Source organism: Streptomyces sp. Act143 (assembly GCF_003143935.1).
Taxonomy (GTDB): domain Bacteria; phylum Actinomycetota; class Actinomycetes; order Streptomycetales; family Streptomycetaceae; genus Streptomyces.
Window position 1 is genome coordinate 8,940,489 of record NZ_QFRX01000001.1, and the last position, 16,785, is coordinate 8,957,273.

At 71.6% G+C, this 16,785-nt stretch carries 14 protein-coding genes; 10 read left to right on the plus strand and 4 right to left on the minus strand.

What is annotated here, in order from left to right:
* The first annotated feature begins 19 nt into the window (after positions 1-19).
* Positions 20-1,345 (plus strand): hemolysin family protein, encoded by a 1,326-nt coding sequence (locus DI272_RS40880; protein ID WP_109500203.1) that lies wholly within the window; start codon positions 20-22, stop codon positions 1,343-1,345.
* Complete coding sequence (locus tag DI272_RS40885; protein ID WP_109500204.1) at positions 1,342-2,427, plus strand: hemolysin family protein; 1,086 nt, start codon at positions 1,342-1,344, stop codon at positions 2,425-2,427. The genes DI272_RS40880 and DI272_RS40885 overlap by 4 nt, the downstream gene beginning before the upstream one ends.
* A gap of 13 nt (positions 2,428-2,440) precedes the next feature.
* Here DI272_RS40885 and DI272_RS40890 read toward each other — a convergent pair whose 3' ends face one another.
* Together DI272_RS40890 and DI272_RS40895 are read right to left on the minus strand one after the other, a co-directional pair.
* Positions 2,441-4,297 (minus strand): AAA family ATPase, encoded by a 1,857-nt coding sequence (locus DI272_RS40890; protein WP_109500205.1) that lies wholly within the window; start codon positions 4,295-4,297, stop codon positions 2,441-2,443.
* 432 nt (positions 4,298-4,729) lie between these two features.
* Positions 4,730-5,380: a uridine kinase gene (locus DI272_RS40895; protein ID WP_375138126.1), complete on the minus strand. Its 651-nt coding sequence runs from the start codon at positions 5,378-5,380 to the stop codon at positions 4,730-4,732.
* Between the two features lie 171 nt (positions 5,381-5,551).
* Here DI272_RS40895 and DI272_RS40900 point away from each other — a divergent pair, with 171 nt between their 5' ends.
* From DI272_RS40900 to DI272_RS40910, 3 genes are all read left to right on the plus strand, one after another.
* The gene (locus DI272_RS40900) at positions 5,552-6,907 is read left to right on the plus strand and encodes a peptidase C39 family protein (protein ID WP_109500207.1); all 1,356 of its coding nucleotides are present in this window, start codon (positions 5,552-5,554) and stop codon (positions 6,905-6,907) included.
* A gap of 148 nt (positions 6,908-7,055) precedes the next feature.
* Positions 7,056-7,202, plus strand: a complete 147-nt coding sequence (locus DI272_RS40905) for an SCO1431 family membrane protein (RefSeq protein WP_109500208.1) — start codon at positions 7,056-7,058, stop codon at positions 7,200-7,202.
* Between the two features lie 65 nt (positions 7,203-7,267).
* A complete protein-coding gene (locus DI272_RS40910) occupies positions 7,268-7,927 on the plus strand; it encodes a TetR/AcrR family transcriptional regulator (RefSeq protein ID WP_109500209.1) in 660 nt (219 codons plus the stop codon).
* Between the two features lie 66 nt (positions 7,928-7,993).
* On the opposite strand, the gene DI272_RS40915 is transcribed toward DI272_RS40910, so the two are convergent.
* Positions 7,994-9,232, minus strand: a complete 1,239-nt coding sequence (locus DI272_RS40915) for a glycoside hydrolase family 18 protein (protein ID WP_109500210.1) — start codon at positions 9,230-9,232, stop codon at positions 7,994-7,996.
* 336 nt (positions 9,233-9,568) lie between these two features.
* Here DI272_RS40915 and DI272_RS40920 point away from each other — a divergent pair, with 336 nt between their 5' ends.
* From DI272_RS40920 to DI272_RS40935, 3 genes are all read left to right on the plus strand, one after another.
* Positions 9,569-10,741 carry an acyl-CoA dehydrogenase family protein gene (locus tag DI272_RS40920; protein ID WP_109500211.1) on the plus strand — a complete coding sequence of 391 codons (1,173 nt, stop codon included), beginning with the start codon at positions 9,569-9,571 and terminating at the stop codon, positions 10,739-10,741.
* 511 nt (positions 10,742-11,252) lie between these two features.
* On the plus strand, positions 11,253-12,353 hold the full coding sequence (locus DI272_RS40930; protein ID WP_109500213.1) for a hypothetical protein: 1,101 nt from the start codon (positions 11,253-11,255) through the stop codon (positions 12,351-12,353).
* A gap of 48 nt (positions 12,354-12,401) precedes the next feature.
* A complete protein-coding gene (locus tag DI272_RS40935) occupies positions 12,402-13,496 on the plus strand; it encodes a phosphotransferase family protein (protein ID WP_109500214.1) in 1,095 nt (364 codons plus the stop codon).
* A 22-nt stretch (positions 13,497-13,518) separates the two neighbouring features.
* Here the strand turns inward: DI272_RS40935 and DI272_RS40940 are convergent, their stop codons facing one another.
* Complete coding sequence (locus tag DI272_RS40940) at positions 13,519-13,953, minus strand: hypothetical protein (RefSeq protein ID WP_109500215.1); 435 nt, start codon at positions 13,951-13,953, stop codon at positions 13,519-13,521.
* Positions 13,954-14,221: 268 nt separating this feature from the next.
* Between DI272_RS40940 and DI272_RS40945 the strand changes: the two genes are divergently transcribed.
* Together DI272_RS40945 and DI272_RS40950 are read left to right on the plus strand one after the other, a co-directional pair.
* Positions 14,222-14,662: an Lrp/AsnC family transcriptional regulator gene (locus tag DI272_RS40945; RefSeq protein WP_004002750.1), complete on the plus strand. Its 441-nt coding sequence runs from the start codon at positions 14,222-14,224 to the stop codon at positions 14,660-14,662.
* Positions 14,663-14,710: 48 nt separating this feature from the next.
* Positions 14,711-16,309, plus strand: coding sequence for an amidohydrolase (locus tag DI272_RS40950; protein ID WP_109500216.1), 1,599 nt, complete (start codon positions 14,711-14,713; stop codon positions 16,307-16,309).
* Positions 16,310-16,785 lie beyond the last annotated feature (476 nt).

Sequence of the window (16,785 nt, forward strand, 5' to 3'; positions counted from 1 at the left end):
CCGGTGAGGCGGCGGCATCATGACCATCCCCCTGCTGCTCCTCGCAGCCGCGTTCCTGCTGATCCTCGCCAACGGCTTCTTCGTCGCGGCCGAGTTCGGCCTGGTGACGGTCGAGCGGCCGGACGCCGAGAAAGCCGCCGCCGACGGCGACAAACGTGCCCGTACGGTCGTGGAGTCGCTCAAGGAGCTCTCCTTCCAGCTCTCCGGCACCCAGCTCGGCATCACCATCACCTCCCTCGTCGTCGGCATGCTCGCCGAACCGGCGCTCGCGGAGCTGCTGAACGGCCCGATCACCGCGACCGGCATCCCCGAGGGCGCCGTCTCCGGTGTCGCCGTCGTGATCGGCATGCTGCTGGCGTCCGCCGTGCAGATGGTGATCGGTGAACTCGTGCCGAAGAACTGGGCGGTGTCCAAGCCCTTGCAGGTCGCCCGGTTCGTCGCGGGCCCGCAGCACGTCTTCGCGCGCCTGTTCCGCCCCGTCATCGCCGCGCTCAACGCGGTCGCCAACCGTCTCGTGCGCGCCCTCGGCGTCGAGCCCACCGAGGAGCTGGCCTCCGCCCGCACCCCCGGTGAGCTCGTCTCCCTGGCCCGCCACTCGGCCCAGGCCGGCGCCCTGGAGCAGGACACCGCCGACCTGTTCGTGCGGACCCTGTCGCTCGCCGAACTCACCGCGCAGCACGTCATGACCCCGCGCGTGAAGGTCAGCTCGCTCCAGTCGTCGGCGACCGCCGAGGACGTCGTCAACCTGACCCGCGCGACCGGGCTGTCCCGCTTCCCGGTCTACCGGGAGAAGATCGACGAGATCGTCGGCATGGTCCACCTCAAGGACGCGCTCGCCGTACCCACCCACGACCGGCTGCGCACCCCGGTGGGCAGGATCGCCCGCCCCGCGCTGCTCGTCCCGGAGACCCTTCCCGTCCAGCCGCTCCTCGCCCAGTTGCGCAGCGAGCAGCCCATCGCCGTCGTCGTCGACGAGTACGGCGGCACGGCCGGTGTGGTCACCCTGGAGGACATCGTCGAGGAGATCGTCGGCGAGGTCCGCGACGAGCACGACGGCCAGGACGTGCCCGAACTCGCCGCCGCCCCGCCGGAGGACGGCCGCCCCGCCTGGGACGCCGACGGCAGCTGCCGGGTCGACATCCTCCAGCGGATAGGTCTCGACGTGCCCGAGGGGCCCTACGAGACGGTCGCCGGTCTGGTCGCCGATCTGCTCGGCCGTATCCCGGCCGTCGGCGACCGCGCCGAACTCCCGGGCTGGCGGCTGTCGGTGCGCCGCGTCGGGCACTACCGCGCCGAGCGGGTCCGCCTCGTCAGGACGGGTGTCGTCGTGGAGGCTGCCCGATGAGCGTGCTCCAACTCCTGTTCGCCGGGCTGCTGGTCCTGGCCAACGGCTTCTTCGTGGGCGCCGAGTTCGCGCTCGTCTCCGTGCGCCGAAGCCAGATCGAACCCCTCGGCACGGCCAGGGCCCGGCAGGTCCTCTACGGCCTGGAGCGGCTTCCGCAGATGATGGCCGCGGCCCAGTTCGGCATCACCGTCTGCTCGCTGACGCTGGGCGCGGTCGCCGAACCGACCGTCGCGCATCTGCTGGAACCGGTCTTCGAGTGGATCCACCTGCCGCACGGCATGATCCACCCGCTGGGCTATGTGATCGCGCTCGCCGCTGTCGTCTTCTTCCACCTCGTCATCGGCGAGATGGTCCCGAAGAACCTCGCCATGGCGGCCCCCGAGAAGGCCGCGCTGTGGCTCAGCCCCGGCCTGGTCGCCTTCGCCCGCCTGTGCAAGCCGATCACGCTCGCGCTCGGCGCCTGCGCCCAGGGCATCCTGCGGCTCTTCCGCGTCGAGCCCAAGGACGAGGTCGAGGCGGTCTTCACCAGCGAGCAGCTCAACCGCCTGGTGGAGGACTCCGGTCAGGCCGGTCTCCTCGACCCCGAGGAGCAGGAACGCCTGGAGGACGCCCTGGAACTGGGGTCCCGCCCGGTCACGGACGTCCTGCTGCAACGCGACTCCCTGGTGACCGTCGGCCCGTCGGTCACCCCGGGCCAGGTCGTCGAACTGACCGCCCGCACCGGCTACTCCCGCTTCCCGGTCGTCGCCGACAACGGCGCCTTCATGGGCTACCTGCATGTGAAGGACGTACTGGACCTGGAGGAGTCCGAGCGTGCGGTGCCCCAGCACATCTGGCGCTCCATGACCACCCTCCGGTCCGAACTCCCGCTGGACGACGCCCTGACGGTGATGCGCCGTGCGGCGACGCATCTGGCGCAGGTGGCGGACGCGTCGGGCCGGGTGCTGGGGCTGGTCGCCCTGGAGGACGTACTCGAACTCCTGGTGGGCGAGGTGACGGATCCCGCACACCGAGAGGCCACCGAGGTGAAGGTGACGGAGCCGAGAGCCAGCGGAGAGCCGGAGGAGGCACTCGCCAAGTAGCCGCGGGCGGGGGCTACATCGCCGACGGGTCCTGCGGCCCCCGCCCCGACAGCACTTCTCCGTACGCCTGCATCAGATCCGGCAGCCGCAACGTCGACAGGTCGTCCCGCGTCAGCATCCCCGGGTACGTCGACAGCCGCAGATCCCGGTACGCGCAGCTCTTCTCGTACAGCGTCCGCAGGAACCGCCCGTTGCCGAGTTCGTCGATCCACCCCTGGTCCACCACGTGTCCGGCGATCGACCGCAGCTCGTCCAGCGCCTCCTCGTCCCACGCGTCACCGTTCTCGGCGGCGAGCACCTCCCCGATCGAGGTCAGCTCCAAGGGGCGGTACGACGGGAAGTCCACGCGCGTCGTGAAGCGCGACGACAGTCCGGGGTTGGCGGCGAGGAGCCGGTCCATGCCCTCCGGATAGCCGGCCAGGATCACCACCAGGTGGTCCCGGTTGTCCTCGGCCCGCTTCAGCAGCACCTGGAGCGCCTCGTCGCCGTAGGCGTCGCCCTTGCCGTAACCGGAGTTGGAGAGCGAGTACGCCTCGTCCACGAACAGCACCCCGCCGATCGCGGAGTCGATGAGTTCGTTGGCCTTCACGGCGGTCTGCCCGAGGTACTCGCCGACGAGATCGGCCCGTTGGGCCTCGACCAGGTGGTCGCCGCCGAGCAGGCCGAGCGCGTAGAAGACCCGGCCCAGGATGCGGGCGACGGTGGTCTTGCCGGTGCCGGAGGGGCCGGAGAAGACGAAGTGCCGCTTGGGCGGCTGGACCGGCAGCCCCTGCCCGGCCCGCAGCCGCGCCATGTTCAACTGCGCGGAGAGCGCCTTGACCTGACGTTTCACGGGTTCCAGGCCGACCATGCGCTCCAGTTCGTTGAGCGCTTCCTCCAGTAAGACGGGGTCGGTGGGGCCGGCGGGCAGCGGCGGCGAGGTGGCGAGCTTCTCGCGCACCGCGGGGTCGGTCACCGAAGGCAGCGGCCCGGTCGGCAGGTCGGGTTCGGGCAGCCTGAGGTCCCGCCCCTCGGTGCCGAAGAACGGATCGAGACCGTCCGGCCCCTCCAGCGCGTCCTGCGCGCCGGACAGCGTGATCGCCGCGAGGTCGGCCGCGTCGTCGTAGCCGTCGCCCTCGGCGATCGCCGCGAGCCGGGCGGAGGTGTCCATGAACGCCGGGTCGACGCGGTGCACGGCACGGTAGAGGGGGAGTGCGGCGGCGGAGCGTCCGGTGCCCTCGTGGGCGCGGGCGAGCCAGTAGCGCAGCTCCTTGCGCTGCGGCTGCTCGCTGCGGCAGCGCATCAGCGCCGCCGAGAGCAGCGGTTCGGCCTGCCCGTACATCTCCAGGCGCACCCGCGCCATGCCGCCGAACAGGCCCGCCTCGATCCCGAGCAGCGGGTCGTCGATCAACGGGTCGGTGTGCCGGACCAGTTGGTCCCAGTCCTTGACCAGATAGGCGCGGCAGGCGTGCAGGAAACGGACCTGCGGATCGGTGTCCACGGGGGGCAGGCCCGCCAGCGCCCGGTCCAGCTCCGGGACATGGCGCCCGTCAAGCCAGTGCGAGGCGTGCGCGAGCAGCAGATCACGCGGGCTCTCCAGCACCGGCTGCACCCACCAGCCCAGCCAGTACCAGGAGTTGAGCGTCCGGCGGTGCCGGGCGCGCTGCTCCCCGAAGCGCTCCCGGTGCCGGAACATCCGCAGCAGCGCGGTCGTCGTGTCGATGCGCAGCGCGTGCAGCCCGAGCCAGCCGTCGGCCATCCCCGGGTCCATCCGCACCGCGGCCCGGAACTCCTCCTCCGCCTGCGGATAGGCGCCCATCGTGTAGGCATCCACACCTCGCAGCCAGGCGAGGTCGGCCGGGGCCTGCGGGCCCTGCGTGCCGAAGTCCATCACGTCCCCCACAAACCGTGCCCCCGTTGGTTGGCCGCCGGGCCGTCGCCCGTCTGCCGCCTTGATCGAACCGCCTTGCTGCGGACCGGAGTTGCAACGGTGCGCAGAGCTGCCGTCCGTAGGTCGCACCGAGGGCATCGTACCTGCGGGGGTACGGCCCGCCGAAGGGTGCCGCACAGGCCGTTTGACGAGGTGGGAGCAGATGGGGCGCATTCCGGATGGTGACCGAGGGTGAGCGAATCGCGTCTCGGAGCGTCCGGAAAAGGAGTTGAGGGCAGAACGAAGCCCCCGATCACGGGGGAACAACCGGGGGCTTCGCGACTGCGGGCGGCTTCGAAAGGCCGCACATTGAGAACGTAAGTCCTGTACGGCCCCTCGGTCAAGCGGAGTTGGGGCACTCCGGGAAGTTCGACCGCAAGGGTCTTCACAAGTTCACCACACCGCGGGCGGTCCGTCACCCTGAGTGATCACCTGGTCCGGTCCAACGGTCCCGGCGGGCCCGGGAAGCATCTCGTACCCCTCTTCCCTCTGCCGCACCAGAAGATCGGCGAACGGCCGGGAGGGGTCGTCTGCGAAGTGCGCGCGTTCCGCCCGGACCCACCCGTCCCAGAACTCCCGCTGCTCCGCCCCGTCACGGGAGCGGCCCCGGTCCCAGGACTCCTCTCGGGGCAACTCCATCCACAGCAGCATCGCCAGATGCGGGCGCAGCGCGCGACGCCCGGCGCCGACGCCCTCGACGAGGACGACGGGAGCCGGCGGCAGGGCGCGCGGTGGTCCGAAGCGCCGAAGGCGCCAGTCGTAGGGGGCGTAGCGCGCGGTCTCGCCCCGGCGGAAGGGTTCGATCACCTGCTCCAGCAGCCGCCCGGTCCAGTCGAACAGCTCCTCGTGGCTGGCGATGTCGTCGAGATGCAGCACCGGGGCCTCCCCGAGTGCCGTCGCCAACTGCCCGGCGAACGTGGACTTCCCGGAACCGGCGTGCCCGTCGACACCGATCAGCCGGACCGGTCCGCAGGACGGCGCGAGACGGTGGAGGCGGGACGAGAGCTGCTGGATGGCTGTTCCTGGGGTGTGCGGGGGGCCGATGTCCGGGGCCGGAGTCTACTCACGCAGGTCATGCCAGTGGTCGAGGCCAATATTCGTGGGCGTGGCATGTCCCGAAGTGCTGGCAGGACCACGTCGTCTGTGGTCATAGTTGGCGCACAAACGTGCAGTGGACCTGCCCGAACTCGGACACACTTGGGGGTCGTTCCGCCCATGATCAGAGCCGAACAGCCGTCCCGCAGAACCGTTCTGACCGCCGCGGTCGCCGCCGCGGTGGCCGGCAGCGCGGGCCCGGCCGTCGCCGCGAGCGATGCCGGAGGGCCGGCGCAGGCGCCCGCCCGACTCGTCGACAACCGCTTCTGGACGTCGTACACCGACTGGCGCAGCGGCCTCGCGAAGGGGACGCGTGCCGTCGCGGGCGCCCGTCCGGGGCTGGTCATCGGCGCTGCCGCCGGTACCGTCGACTACACCGACCCGCACACCGGCACGACGGCCGGCTGGGAGTACGCGACCTGGACGTCCCCCGTCCACAAGCTCGCCGTCCCCTCGACCGAGGCGATCGCGTCCTGGAACGCGCACACGCCGGACGGCACCTGGCTCCAGGTGGAGCTGAAGGGCACGTACTCCGACGGCACCGACACCCCCTGGTACGTGATGGGCCGCTGGGCGGCCGGCGACCAGGACATCCGGCGGACCTCGGTGGACGACCAGACCGACGACAAGAGCAGCATCTGGACGGACACCTTCGCGATCGACGACCCGGCGACGGGCCTGCGCCTCACCTCGTACCGGCTCCGCCTGACCCTCTACCGCAAGCCCGGCACCAGGAAGACCCCGACCGTGTGGCGGCTCGGCGCGATGGGCTCCGACATCCCCGACCGCTTCACCGTCCCCGCCTCCACCCCGGGCCTCGCCCAGGAGCTGATCGTCCCGCGGTACTCGCAGGAGATCCACGCGGGCCAGTACCCCGAGTACGACAACGGCGGCGAGGCCTGGTGCAGTCCCACCTCCTCGCAGATGATCATCGAGTACTGGGGCGGCCGGCTCACCCCGGAGCAACTGGCCTGGGTGAACCCGACGTACGCCGATCCGCAGGTGTGCCACGCGGCCCGGTACACGTTCGACTACCAGTACGCGGGCTGCGGCAACTGGCCGTTCAACGCCGCCTACGCGGCCACCTTCGACGGCCTCCAGGGCGTGGTCACCCGGCTCGGCTCGCTCACCGACCTGGAGACGCTGATCGCGGCCGGCATCCCGGCCATAACGTCCCAGTCCTTCCTGAAGGAGGAGCTCACCGGCGCGGGATACGGCACCTCCGGGCACCTGATGACCGTCATCGGGTTCACCGCCGAGGGCGATGTGATCGCCAACGACCCCGCCTCGCCGAGCGACGAGGCGGTGCGGCGGGTCTACAAGCGGCGCGAGTGGGAGAACATCTGGCTCCGCACCAAGCGCTACAACGCCAGCGGCAAGGTGGTCTCCGGTACCGGCGGCGTCTGCTACCTGTACTTCCCCGCCCGGCCGACCCCGCGGCAGTGCAAGGCGCTCGCGGCGGTGGGAGTCCGCTGACGCGGCCCGGGCCCCGGTGCGCACCGGGGCCCTGTGACCAAGGTCTCGGTCGCAAAAGCCCCGGTCGGTGGCAAGGTGGACGGATCGGTGGGGGAGTCCACCCACCGGTGGGGGAGTCCACCCGCACATCCGAGATCAGCGAGACGCCATGACCGCACAAGCAGCCACCGCCGCCCGCGCCCGCAGCCGCACCGGCGGCCCCAAGGACGACGGCCCGAAGATCGTCGAGCACCTCGCGGGCTGGACTCTCGTCGTGGTGATCGCGATGCTCGTCACCCAGCTCGGCCTTCTGTGACCTGACGCGCCCATGACCTGACATACTGCGGATGTCCCGCCGCCAGCCCGAGACCAGGGTCGAAATTGAATATCAGTGATCAGCGCGCGGCCGCCCGGCCACGGGCGCGCGGCACCGAGCGTTCGGTCGCACGCCGCGCCGAACTCATCGCGATCGGGCGGCGGTTGTTCGCCGACACGTCGTACGACGCGCTCTCCATGGACGACATCGCCCGTCAGGCGCATGTCGCCAAGGGGCTGATCTACTACTACTTCCAGTCCAAGCGCGGCTACTACCTGGCGATCATCCAGGACTCCGTGGCCGACCTGGTCACGTTCGCGGCGAGTGGCGTCCAACTGCCCCAACTGGACCGGGTCCACCGCACGATCGACAGCTATCTGCGCTACGCCGAGCACAACCAGGCCGCCTACCGCACCGTCGTCAGCGGTGGTGTCGGCTTCGACACCGAGGTGCACGCCATCCGGGACGGGGTGCGCGAGGCGATCGTCGCGACCATCGCCGAAGGGGCGTACGGCCGTACCGACATCGCCCCGCTGGCCCGCATGGGCCTGCTGGCCTGGGTGTGCAGCGTCGAGGGCGCCACCCTCGACTGGATCGACCACCCCGAACTGCCCCGTGACACCATGCGCGAACTCCTGGTGAAGACCCTGGGCGGCGCGATGCGTGCCATCGAGGAGCTCGACCCGTCCTACCCGGCCCCGGAGCCGGCCCGCCGCGACGCCTGACGACCCTCGGCACACCCGAGGCGGAGGCTGCCGCGCGCCCCCGCCCCAAGTGCCCTGCCGCTCAGCTCAGTTGATCGCCTTGATCAGCTCGCCACCGGTGGTGTCACCGCTCAGCTCCCAGAAGAAGGTGCCCCCGAGCCCCTGCTGGTTCTTGTACGACATCTTCGTCGCGATGGTTGCGGGGGTGTCGTAACTCCACCAGTCGCTGCCGCACTTGGCGTACGCGGTACCGCCCACGGTGCCGGTGGCCGGGCACTTCGACTTCAGCACCTTGTAGTCCTCGATGCCCTGCTCGTACGTCCCCGCCGCCGGACCGGTCGCGGTGCCGCCGGGCGCCGACTGGGTCACGCCGGTCCAGCCGCGGCCGTAGAAGCCGATGCCGAGCAGCAGCTTCGAGGCCGGGATGCCGAGGCCCTTGAGCTTGGCGATGGTCGCCGAGGTGTAGTAGTTCGCCGTCGGGATGCCCGAGTAGGAGTTCAGCGGCGAGTGCGGTGCCGTCGGGCCGCTCGCGGCCCAGGCGCCGAAGTAGTCGTACGTCATCGGGTTGTACCAGTCGACGTACTGGGCCGCGCCCGCGTAGTTCGCCGCGTCGATCTTGCCGCCGGAGGTGGCGTCGGCGGTGATGGCCGCGGTGACCAGGTTGCCGCCGCCGAACTTCGAACGCAGCGCCGCCATCAGGTTCTTGAACGCCTCGCGCCCGCTGGTGTCACAGGTGTTGCCGCAGGCGTTCGGGTACTCCCAGTCGATGTCGATGCCGTCGAAGACATCGGCCCATTTGGAGTTCTCCACCAGGTCGTAGCAGGACTGCGCGAACGCGGCCGGGTTCTTCGCGGCCTCGCCGAAGCCGCTCGACCAGGTCCAGCCGCCGAAGGACCACAGGACCTTCAGACCCGGGTGCTTCTTCTTGAGCTCCCGCAGCTGGTTGAAGTTGCCGCGCAGCGGCTGGTCCCAGGTGTCGGCGACGCCGTCCACCGACTCGGCGGCGGTGTAGGCGCGGTCGGTCGCCGCGTAGGAGTCGCCCATCGCGCACTTGCCGCCGGTGACGTTGCCGAAGGCGTAGTTGATGTGCGTGAGCCGGGCCGCGGAGCCGGACGTCTCGATGTTCTTGACGTAGTACTTGCGGTCGTAGGTGCCCCATTCGGTGAAGTAGCCGACGACCTTGGACCCGGCTTTCACCGTGGGCTTCGCGGCGGGCTCCGCGGTCGCGGTACCCGCTCCGGCCAGCAGTCCGGCGCCGAGGACGGCGCAGCAGGCGGCCGACATGAGCGCCCGGAAGCGGGTGCGGGGACGTGGGGAGGTGTGCATCGGGTGTCTCCTCGTGGGGGAGAGGGGAACATGCGCCGATTGGCATGAACGCGGTAAGGCGTTGGTCCGCCACGCTAGGAGGACTAGACCAGTACGTCAATGGTTCGGACCAATTTCGCGCTCCGCGAGCCTCGCTCCAGGTATCCTGAAGTAAGCGGTCGTTAACTGGTGACTCGGTGCCGCCGATCGGGCATACTCACAGCGCAGAGCCGCTGGTCAGCAGCTTCCGAGACCCGGGGGTGCGAGCATCGGCCAAGCCCTCATCAAGACCCGGCGGCGCCGCCCCACCCAAGGTGCGCACCCGCCGACGTGCCCGACAGGGAGGAGAGCGTCGTCATGTCCGAGCGCGCCCCGCAGCCGGTGGACCGTCAACTGCCCACGGACGAGGCCCGGGATCTGATCTCGCTCGTCCGCGACATCGCGCAGCGAGAGATCGCCCCGAAGGCGGCCGAGGAAGAGGACGCCGGACACTTCCCCCGCGAGGTCTTCACCCTGCTCTCGCAGTCCGGACTGCTCGGACTGCCCTACGACTCCGAGTACGGCGGCGGCGACCAGCCGTACGAGGTGTACCTCCAGGTCCTCGAAGAGCTCGCCGCGGCCCGCCTCACCGTCGGCCTCGGGGTCAGCGTGCACACCCTGGCCTCCTACGCCCTCGCCGCCTACGGCACCAAGGAGCAGCAGGTCGAGCACCTGCCCGCGATGCTCGGCGGCGGCCTCCTCGGCGCGTACTGCCTCTCCGAGCCCGCCTCCGGCTCGGACGCCGCGTCGCTGCGCACCAAGGCGGTGCGGGAGGGTGACGACTGGGTCATCACCGGCACCAAGGCCTGGATCACGCACGGCGGCATCGCCGACTTCTACACCGTGATGGCCCGCACCGGTGAGGAGGGCGCCCGCGGGATCACCGCCTTCCTGGTGCCCGGTGACGCGGCCGGCCTGAGCGGCGCGATGCCGGAGAAGAAGATGGGCATGAAGGGCTCGCCCACCGCCCAGGTCCACCTCGACGGCGTGCGCGTCGGTGACGACCGGCGCATCGGTGACGAGGGCCAGGGCTTCGCGATCGCCCTGTCCGCGCTCGACTCCGGGCGCCTCGGCATCGCGGCCTGTGCGATCGGCGTGGCCCAGGCGGCGCTGGACGCGGCCGTGGGGTACGCGACCGAGCGGCGGCAGTTCGGCAAGCCCATCGCCGACTTCCAGGGACTGCGCTTCATGCTCGCCGACATGGCGACCCAGGTCGAGGCGGGCCGTGCCCTGTATCTGTCGGCGGCGCGGCTGCGGGACGCGGGCCGGCCGTTCGCCAAGCAGGCCGCCATGGCCAAGCTGCTGTGCACCGACGCCGCGATGAAGGTCACGACGGACGCGGTCCAGGTGCTCGGCGGGTACGGCTACACCGCGGACTTCCCGGTCGAGCGCTACATGCGCGAGGCCAAGGTCCTGCAGATCGTCGAGGGCACCAACCAGATCCAGCGGATGGTCATCGCCCGTCACCTGGCGGGACCGGAGTCCCGCTGAACTGACCCGTCCTGACCTGCGGCGCCGCGAGCCGGACCCACTCGGGGTCGTGGCGCCCGGGCAGGGTGCGGCCCCGGTCGGCCCAGGCCCGCATCAGGTCGCGGTAGATCGGCGGATCCTGCTGCTGCGGCAGCGGAACCGATCCTGCGGGCGGCGGCACGAACACCCGGCGCTGACGCCCGGTCGCTGAATAGGTGGGGGTCATACCAGGGCAACGCGGTGGTGGTCGGACAGGTCACCCGCCGGTGGATTCGACCGTGAGTTCGCAACCACCTCCGCATCCGGCACCTGCCGCGCGTCTGCGGGTTGTGCCCGTGCCCGGCGTGTGCCCCGCGCGTCTGTCGGGGTGACCCGCGCGTCTGCCAGGCATGTCCGTGTCCGGCGTCCGTCGCGCGTCTGCCAGGCCTGTCCGTGTCCGGAATCGGTCGCGCGTCTGCGGGCCGTCCCCGTGTCTGGCCTCCGTCGCGTATCTGACGTACCGTCAGCCCAGCCGCCTCCAGGGAGGTCTGCCGTGGCCGACGACCGCCCCGTACCGCTCGACGAGTACCCGGTGCACCAGGTGCCCCTCTCCATGAAGCACGTGGCGACCGGCGACCGGAACGCCTACGACCGCTGCATCTTCCACGTCCTGGACCACGAGGGCCGTGCCCTGCTGATCGTCGGGCTCGGGGTGTATCCGAACCTCGGGGTGATCGACGCGTACGCCACCCTCCGCACCGGCCAGATCCTGCACGCGGTCCGCGCCTCCGACGCCCTCGGCGAGGACCGGATGCGGCTCACCGTCGGCCCGCTCCGGATCGAGGTCGAGGAACCGCTGCGCCGGCTGCGCCTGGTCTGCGACGACGACGCGCTGTCGTACGACCTCGTCTGGACCGCCGGCTTCCCGGCCCTCTCGGAACCCCACCACGTCCAGCGCCGCGGCGGCCGGCTCACCCTGGAGGGGCGGCGGTTCGTGCAGGCGGGGAGCGTGGCGGGTGTCCTGCGCGCGGCCGGTGAGGAGTTCCGCGTCACGCCGGGGGAGTGGACCGGCACCCGGGACCGCAGCTGGGGTGTGCGGCCGATGCCCGGCGAGGACGGCGGCAGGCTCGCGGCGGAGCACCCCACCGAGGGCTTCCACTGGATCTGGTGCCCCGTCCGCTTCGCCGACCGGTTCCTCATGGTGATCGTCCAGGAGGACGCCGACGGCTACCGCACGCTGAACGACGCCACGCTCGTCCGCCCCGGCCACCCCGACCGCCAACTCGGCTGGCCCCAGCCGGAGATCACCTACCGCCCCGGCACCCGCCACCCCGAACGCGCCGTCGTCCACCTCGGCGACGTCCGCAAGCCCCAGGAGCTGGAGGTCGAGATCCTCACCTCCTCCCCGCTGGCGCTCGGTGCCGGCTACCCACCGGCCGACGACTGGCAGCACGGCACCTGGCGCGGCCACGGCTGGACGGACCGCCGCACCTACGGCCTCACCGAGCGGCACCCGCTCGCCGCGTACGGGGTCACCGACCACGCCGCCCGCTTCCGCCTCGACGGACAGGTCGGCCACGGCATCTTCGAGCACGGCTCGTTCGGACGGCACGACCCGAGCGGGTTCACCGGCTTCGACTCCACTGCCAGATGAGGGAGTTGACTCACATCCACGTCCGCCGCCAGCCAAGGAGGTTGCCTCGTGGCCACGGCACCTCGGCCCCGTACGACCACGCGTGACCCGGAGGACCTCGCCCGCCGTCTCACGGCCTGGCTCGACACCCGGCTGCCGGGCGCGAAAGCCGTCGGCGCGACCGTCCCGGCCTCCAACGGCATGTCCAGCGAGACGCTCCTCTTCGACATCGAGCACCCCGAACCACCCGTGCGCGCCTGCGCGTTGCGGCTGGCGGCGGACCCGGCGGCGTACACCGTCTTCCCGGTCTACGACATGGTCCGCCAGTACCGGACGATGCGTGTGGTGGGGGAGCACTCCGACCTGCCCGTGCCGAAGGTGCTCTGGCTGGAGGAGGACCCCGGGCCGCTCGGCGCGCCCTTCTTCGTCATGCAGCGTGTGGAGGGGCGCGTTCCACCGGACGTCATGCCGTACACCTACGAGGGCAACTGGCTGCACGCGGCGAGCGAGGAGGAACGGGAAGACCTGGAGGCTTGCACGGTCGGTCTGTTGGCCCGACTGCACGACCAAGTACCGGCGGAAGAAGCCGAGTTCCTCGCGCTGCCCGGCGAGGGCGACGCACTGCGCCGCCACTTCCTGGCCCAACGCGCCTACTACGACTGGGTCGTCGACGGCGTCGCCCGCTCACCGCTCATCGAGGCGGCCTTCGACCGGCTGGAGGAGTTGTGGCCCCGGGAACCGGGCCCACCGGTCCTCAACTGGGGCGACGCGCGCATCGGAAACGTCGTCTACGACGGCTTCGCGCCCGCCGCGGTCCTCGACTGGGAGATGGCGGCCCTCGCTCCACGCGAAGTCGACCTCGGCTGGACGGTCTATCTGCACCGCTTCTTCCAGGACCTGACCGAAGCCTTCGGCCAGCGCGGGCTGCCGGACTTCCTGCGCCGCGACCGCGTCGAGGCGCGCTATGCCGAACTCACCGGCCACACCCCGCGCGACATGGACTTCTACACGCTCTACGCCGCCTTGCGGCAGGCCGTCGTCATGCTGCGCGTCGCCTACCGGCAGGTGCACTTCGGTGAAGCCGTCGTCCCGGCCGACCCGGACGCACTGATCCTGCACCACGGCAGCCTGCGAGCCATGGTGCAGGGCAGCTACTGGGATTGAGCGGTGCCTCTCGGGTACGCGCTCAGGCGGCGTGGTGCCGCATCGCGGGGACCCTGATGGGGCGCGAGCCCGGTCCGCCGACGTGCGAGAAGGGCTGGGTCCGCCAGTCGAGTCCCTGAGGGAGCGTCAACAGCAGGGCGGTGTCCTGCTCCTGGGGCTTGACGTCCGCGTCCGCCGGACGTGCTTCGGCGGCACGGCGGCCGGTACCGGCGCAGACCGTGAGACCGAAGGGGTTCCAGGGCGAGGCGCACAGCGCGTGCTCCGGCAGGACCTCCTCGTCGGCCAGCAGGGCGATGGGCTGCGCGCAGTCCGGGCAGATCACCCGGAACATCTCGAAGGTGTCGTACGCGTCGAACTCGTCGTCGAGGGCGTCGGGTTCGACGCCCTCCGGCTCGGGCTCGGCGACCGCGTGGAGTCGCTTGGGTGCGGTACGACCAGGGCGCTTAAGACTCTGCATGGGATTCTCCCCCTCGGGCTGGGCCGTGAAGGCGCTGCGGCCTCGACCACAGCAAGCACTTCCCGCCCGGTCTCGGCGGTAATCACGAGAACATCACGGAGACCGTTCGGGCGCTGTGGCGTTCGTCACATGCCGCACGCAGGTGCCCGGCGCGGCCGTTTTGTCCCCCAGCCGACGCACAGGCCGCTCCCGGCCACATCACGAACCGGGCATGACCTGGGCCGCTGAGGTATCCGAGGAGATCACGCGCGCTGTAAGTTCTTGCGTCATGGAGGAGCTGGACCGTCAAATCGTGCAGCTGCTCGTCAAGGACGGGCGGATGAGCTACACAGACCTCGGCAAGGCCACGGGCCTGTCCACGTCGGCCGTGCACCAGCGGGTGCGCCGGCTGGAGCAGCGTGGCGTCATCCGCGGGTACGCGGCCGTCGTCGACCCCGAGGCCGTCGGGCTGCCCATGACCGCCTTCATCTCGGTGAAACCGTTCGACCCCAGCGCCCCCGACGACATCGCCGACCGCCTGGCCGGGGTGCCCGAGATCGAGGCCTGCCACAGCGTCGCGGGCGACGAGAACTACATCCTCAAGGTCCGGGTGGCGACCCCGCACGAGCTGGAGGAACTGCTGGCGCGGCTGCGCTCGCTGGCCGGGGTCTCCACCCGGACCACGGTGGTGCTCTCCACCCCCTACGAGGCCCGGCCGCCGCGCATCTGAGCCGCCCTGCGTGCGGAGCGCTCCCCACCAGGCGCGAGACTGTTCCCCATGAGTGAGTCCAGCGCCGTACCCAAGACCGTCCTGCTCCGCCGGGGGGAGGTCCACAGCCCCGCAGACCCCTTCGCCACCGCGATGGTCGTGGAGCGCGGTCAGGTCGCCTGGGTCGGCTCCGAGGGAGCCGCCGACGCCTTCGCCGACGGGGTCGACGAAGTGATCGACCTGGACGGCGCGCTGGTCACACCCGCGTTCACCGACGCCCACGTCCACACCACCGCCACCGGCCTCGCCCTCACCGGCCTCGACCTGTCCGACGCGCCCTCCCTGGAGGCGGCCCTCGCGCGCGTACGGGACTTCGCAGCGGCCCGCCCGGACGACCGCGTCCTGCTCGGTCACGGCTGGGACGCCGCCCGCTGGCCCGGCGGCCGTCCGCCCACGCGCGAGGAGCTCGACACGGCCACCGGAGGCCGCCCGCTCTACCTCTCCCGCATCGACGTCCACTCGGCGGTCGTGACGACGGCCCTGCTCGACATGACGTCCCTGGGACGCGTGGACGGGCCGCTCACCGCCGACGCCCACCACGCCGTACGCGCCACCGCGCTCGGCGCCATCACCCCGGCCCAGCGCGCCGAGGCCCAGCGCACCGCCCTCGCCCACGCCGCCTCCCTCGGCATCGGCTCCGTGCACGAGTGCGCCGGGCCGGACATCTCCTCCGAGGACGACTTCACCGGGCTGCTGCGGCTCGCCGCCGAGGAGGCCGGGCCGCGGGTCGTCGGCTACTGGGCCGAGCGGGACCTCGCCAAGGCGCGTGAGCTCGGCGCCCTCGGCGCCGCCGGAGACCTGTTCGTCGACGGCGCCCTCGGCTCCCACACCGCCTGTCTGCACCGGTCGTACACGGACGCCGGGCACACCGGCACCGCCTATCTGGACGCGGCCGCCGTGGCCGCCCATGTCGCCGAATGCACCGAGGCGGGCCTCCAGGCGGGCTTCCACGCCATCGGCGACGCCGCCGTGGCCGCCGTCGTCGAGGGCATCCGCACGGCCGCCGAGAAGGTCGGCCTGGCCCGCGTCCGCGCCGCCCGGCACCGCGTCGAGCACGCCGAAATGCTCACGCCCGAGACGATCGCCGCCTTCGCCGAGCTGGGCCTCACCGCCTCCGTGCAGCCCGCGTTCGACGCGCTCTGGGGCGGCGAGGAGGGCATGTACGCCCAGCGGCTGGGCGCGGAGCGGGCCCGCACCCTGAACCCCTTCGCGGCCCTGCTGCGCGCCGGTGTCCCGCTCGCCTTCGGCTCCGACAGCCCGGTCACCCCGCTCGACCCGTGGGGCACGGTCCGCGCCGCCGCCTTCCACCGCACGCCCGAGCACCGGATCTCGGTCCGTGCCGCGTTCACGGCCCACACGCGGGGCGGCTGGCGGGCGATCGGCCGGGACGACGCGGGCGTCCTGGTGCCGGGCGCACCCGCCGACTACGCGGTCTGGCGCACCGACGAGCTGATCGTCCAGGCGCCCGACGACCGTGTCGCCCGCTGGTCCACCGACCCCCGTTCCGGCACCCCCGGCCTGCCCGACCTCTCCCCGGGCGCCGACCTGCCGGTCTGCCTGCGCACGGTGGTGGGCGGGCGGACGGTGTTCGTGCGGCCGAGCGAGTGATCTCCGGGGGTGGCGCGGCTCCGAACGGCTGTCGTCACCCCGTCTCGCGACCTGCGCGTCCTCCGCACTGACCAGCGGTTTACGTAAAGAACCGCAGGTCGAACGGCTGTTGACAGCCGACGGCAGGGGGCCGGTAGGTTCGGCCCAGTCCACCACCGGACGCCCTACCGGGGAACGTCCGTGAACTCGTCGCCGCGCCGCTGGGTCAGGGACGGTGTGCCGCACCGGGGCACCGCCACTGGGAGCCAGGCTCAGTGCCCGCGCCGCTGCGAGGGAACGTTCCGGCCGGTCGGGGAGGTGTGACCCGGGTGGGGCCCGGGCGCTCAGTAGACAACGGCTTTCGGTCGACCCGCAGCCAGCGGGCCCCAGGTCGGCCCGAAGGGCGCCGGGCCCCCATCCGCAGCACCCACAGGCGCCGAAAGGGTCGTCCTTACCCAGCTCTTGTTAAAACGACACCACCATACGAACGTCCTGTC

Excerpts from the sequence above, each read along its gene's own strand:
- DI272_RS40880 (WP_109500203.1), top strand. The coding sequence starts at position 20 with ATGACCATCCCCCTGCTGCTCCTCGCAGCCGCGTTCCTGCTGATCCTC.
- DI272_RS40885 (WP_109500204.1), top strand. The coding sequence starts at position 1,342 with ATGAGCGTGCTCCAACTCCTGTTCGCCGGGCTGCTGGTCCTGGCCAAC.
- DI272_RS40890 (WP_109500205.1), bottom strand. The coding sequence starts at position 4,297 with ATGGACTTCGGCACGCAGGGCCCGCAGGCCCCGGCCGACCTCGCCTGG.
- DI272_RS40900 (WP_109500207.1), top strand. The coding sequence starts at position 5,552 with ATGATCAGAGCCGAACAGCCGTCCCGCAGAACCGTTCTGACCGCCGCG.
- DI272_RS40905 (WP_109500208.1), top strand. The coding sequence starts at position 7,056 with ATGACCGCACAAGCAGCCACCGCCGCCCGCGCCCGCAGCCGCACCGGC.
- DI272_RS40915 (WP_109500210.1), bottom strand. The coding sequence starts at position 9,232 with ATGCACACCTCCCCACGTCCCCGCACCCGCTTCCGGGCGCTCATGTCG.
- DI272_RS40920 (WP_109500211.1), top strand. The coding sequence starts at position 9,569 with ATGTCCGAGCGCGCCCCGCAGCCGGTGGACCGTCAACTGCCCACGGAC.
- DI272_RS40940 (WP_109500215.1), bottom strand. The coding sequence starts at position 13,953 with ATGCAGAGTCTTAAGCGCCCTGGTCGTACCGCACCCAAGCGACTCCAC.
- DI272_RS40945 (WP_004002750.1), top strand. The coding sequence starts at position 14,222 with ATGGAGGAGCTGGACCGTCAAATCGTGCAGCTGCTCGTCAAGGACGGG.
- DI272_RS40950 (WP_109500216.1), top strand. The coding sequence starts at position 14,711 with ATGAGTGAGTCCAGCGCCGTACCCAAGACCGTCCTGCTCCGCCGGGGG.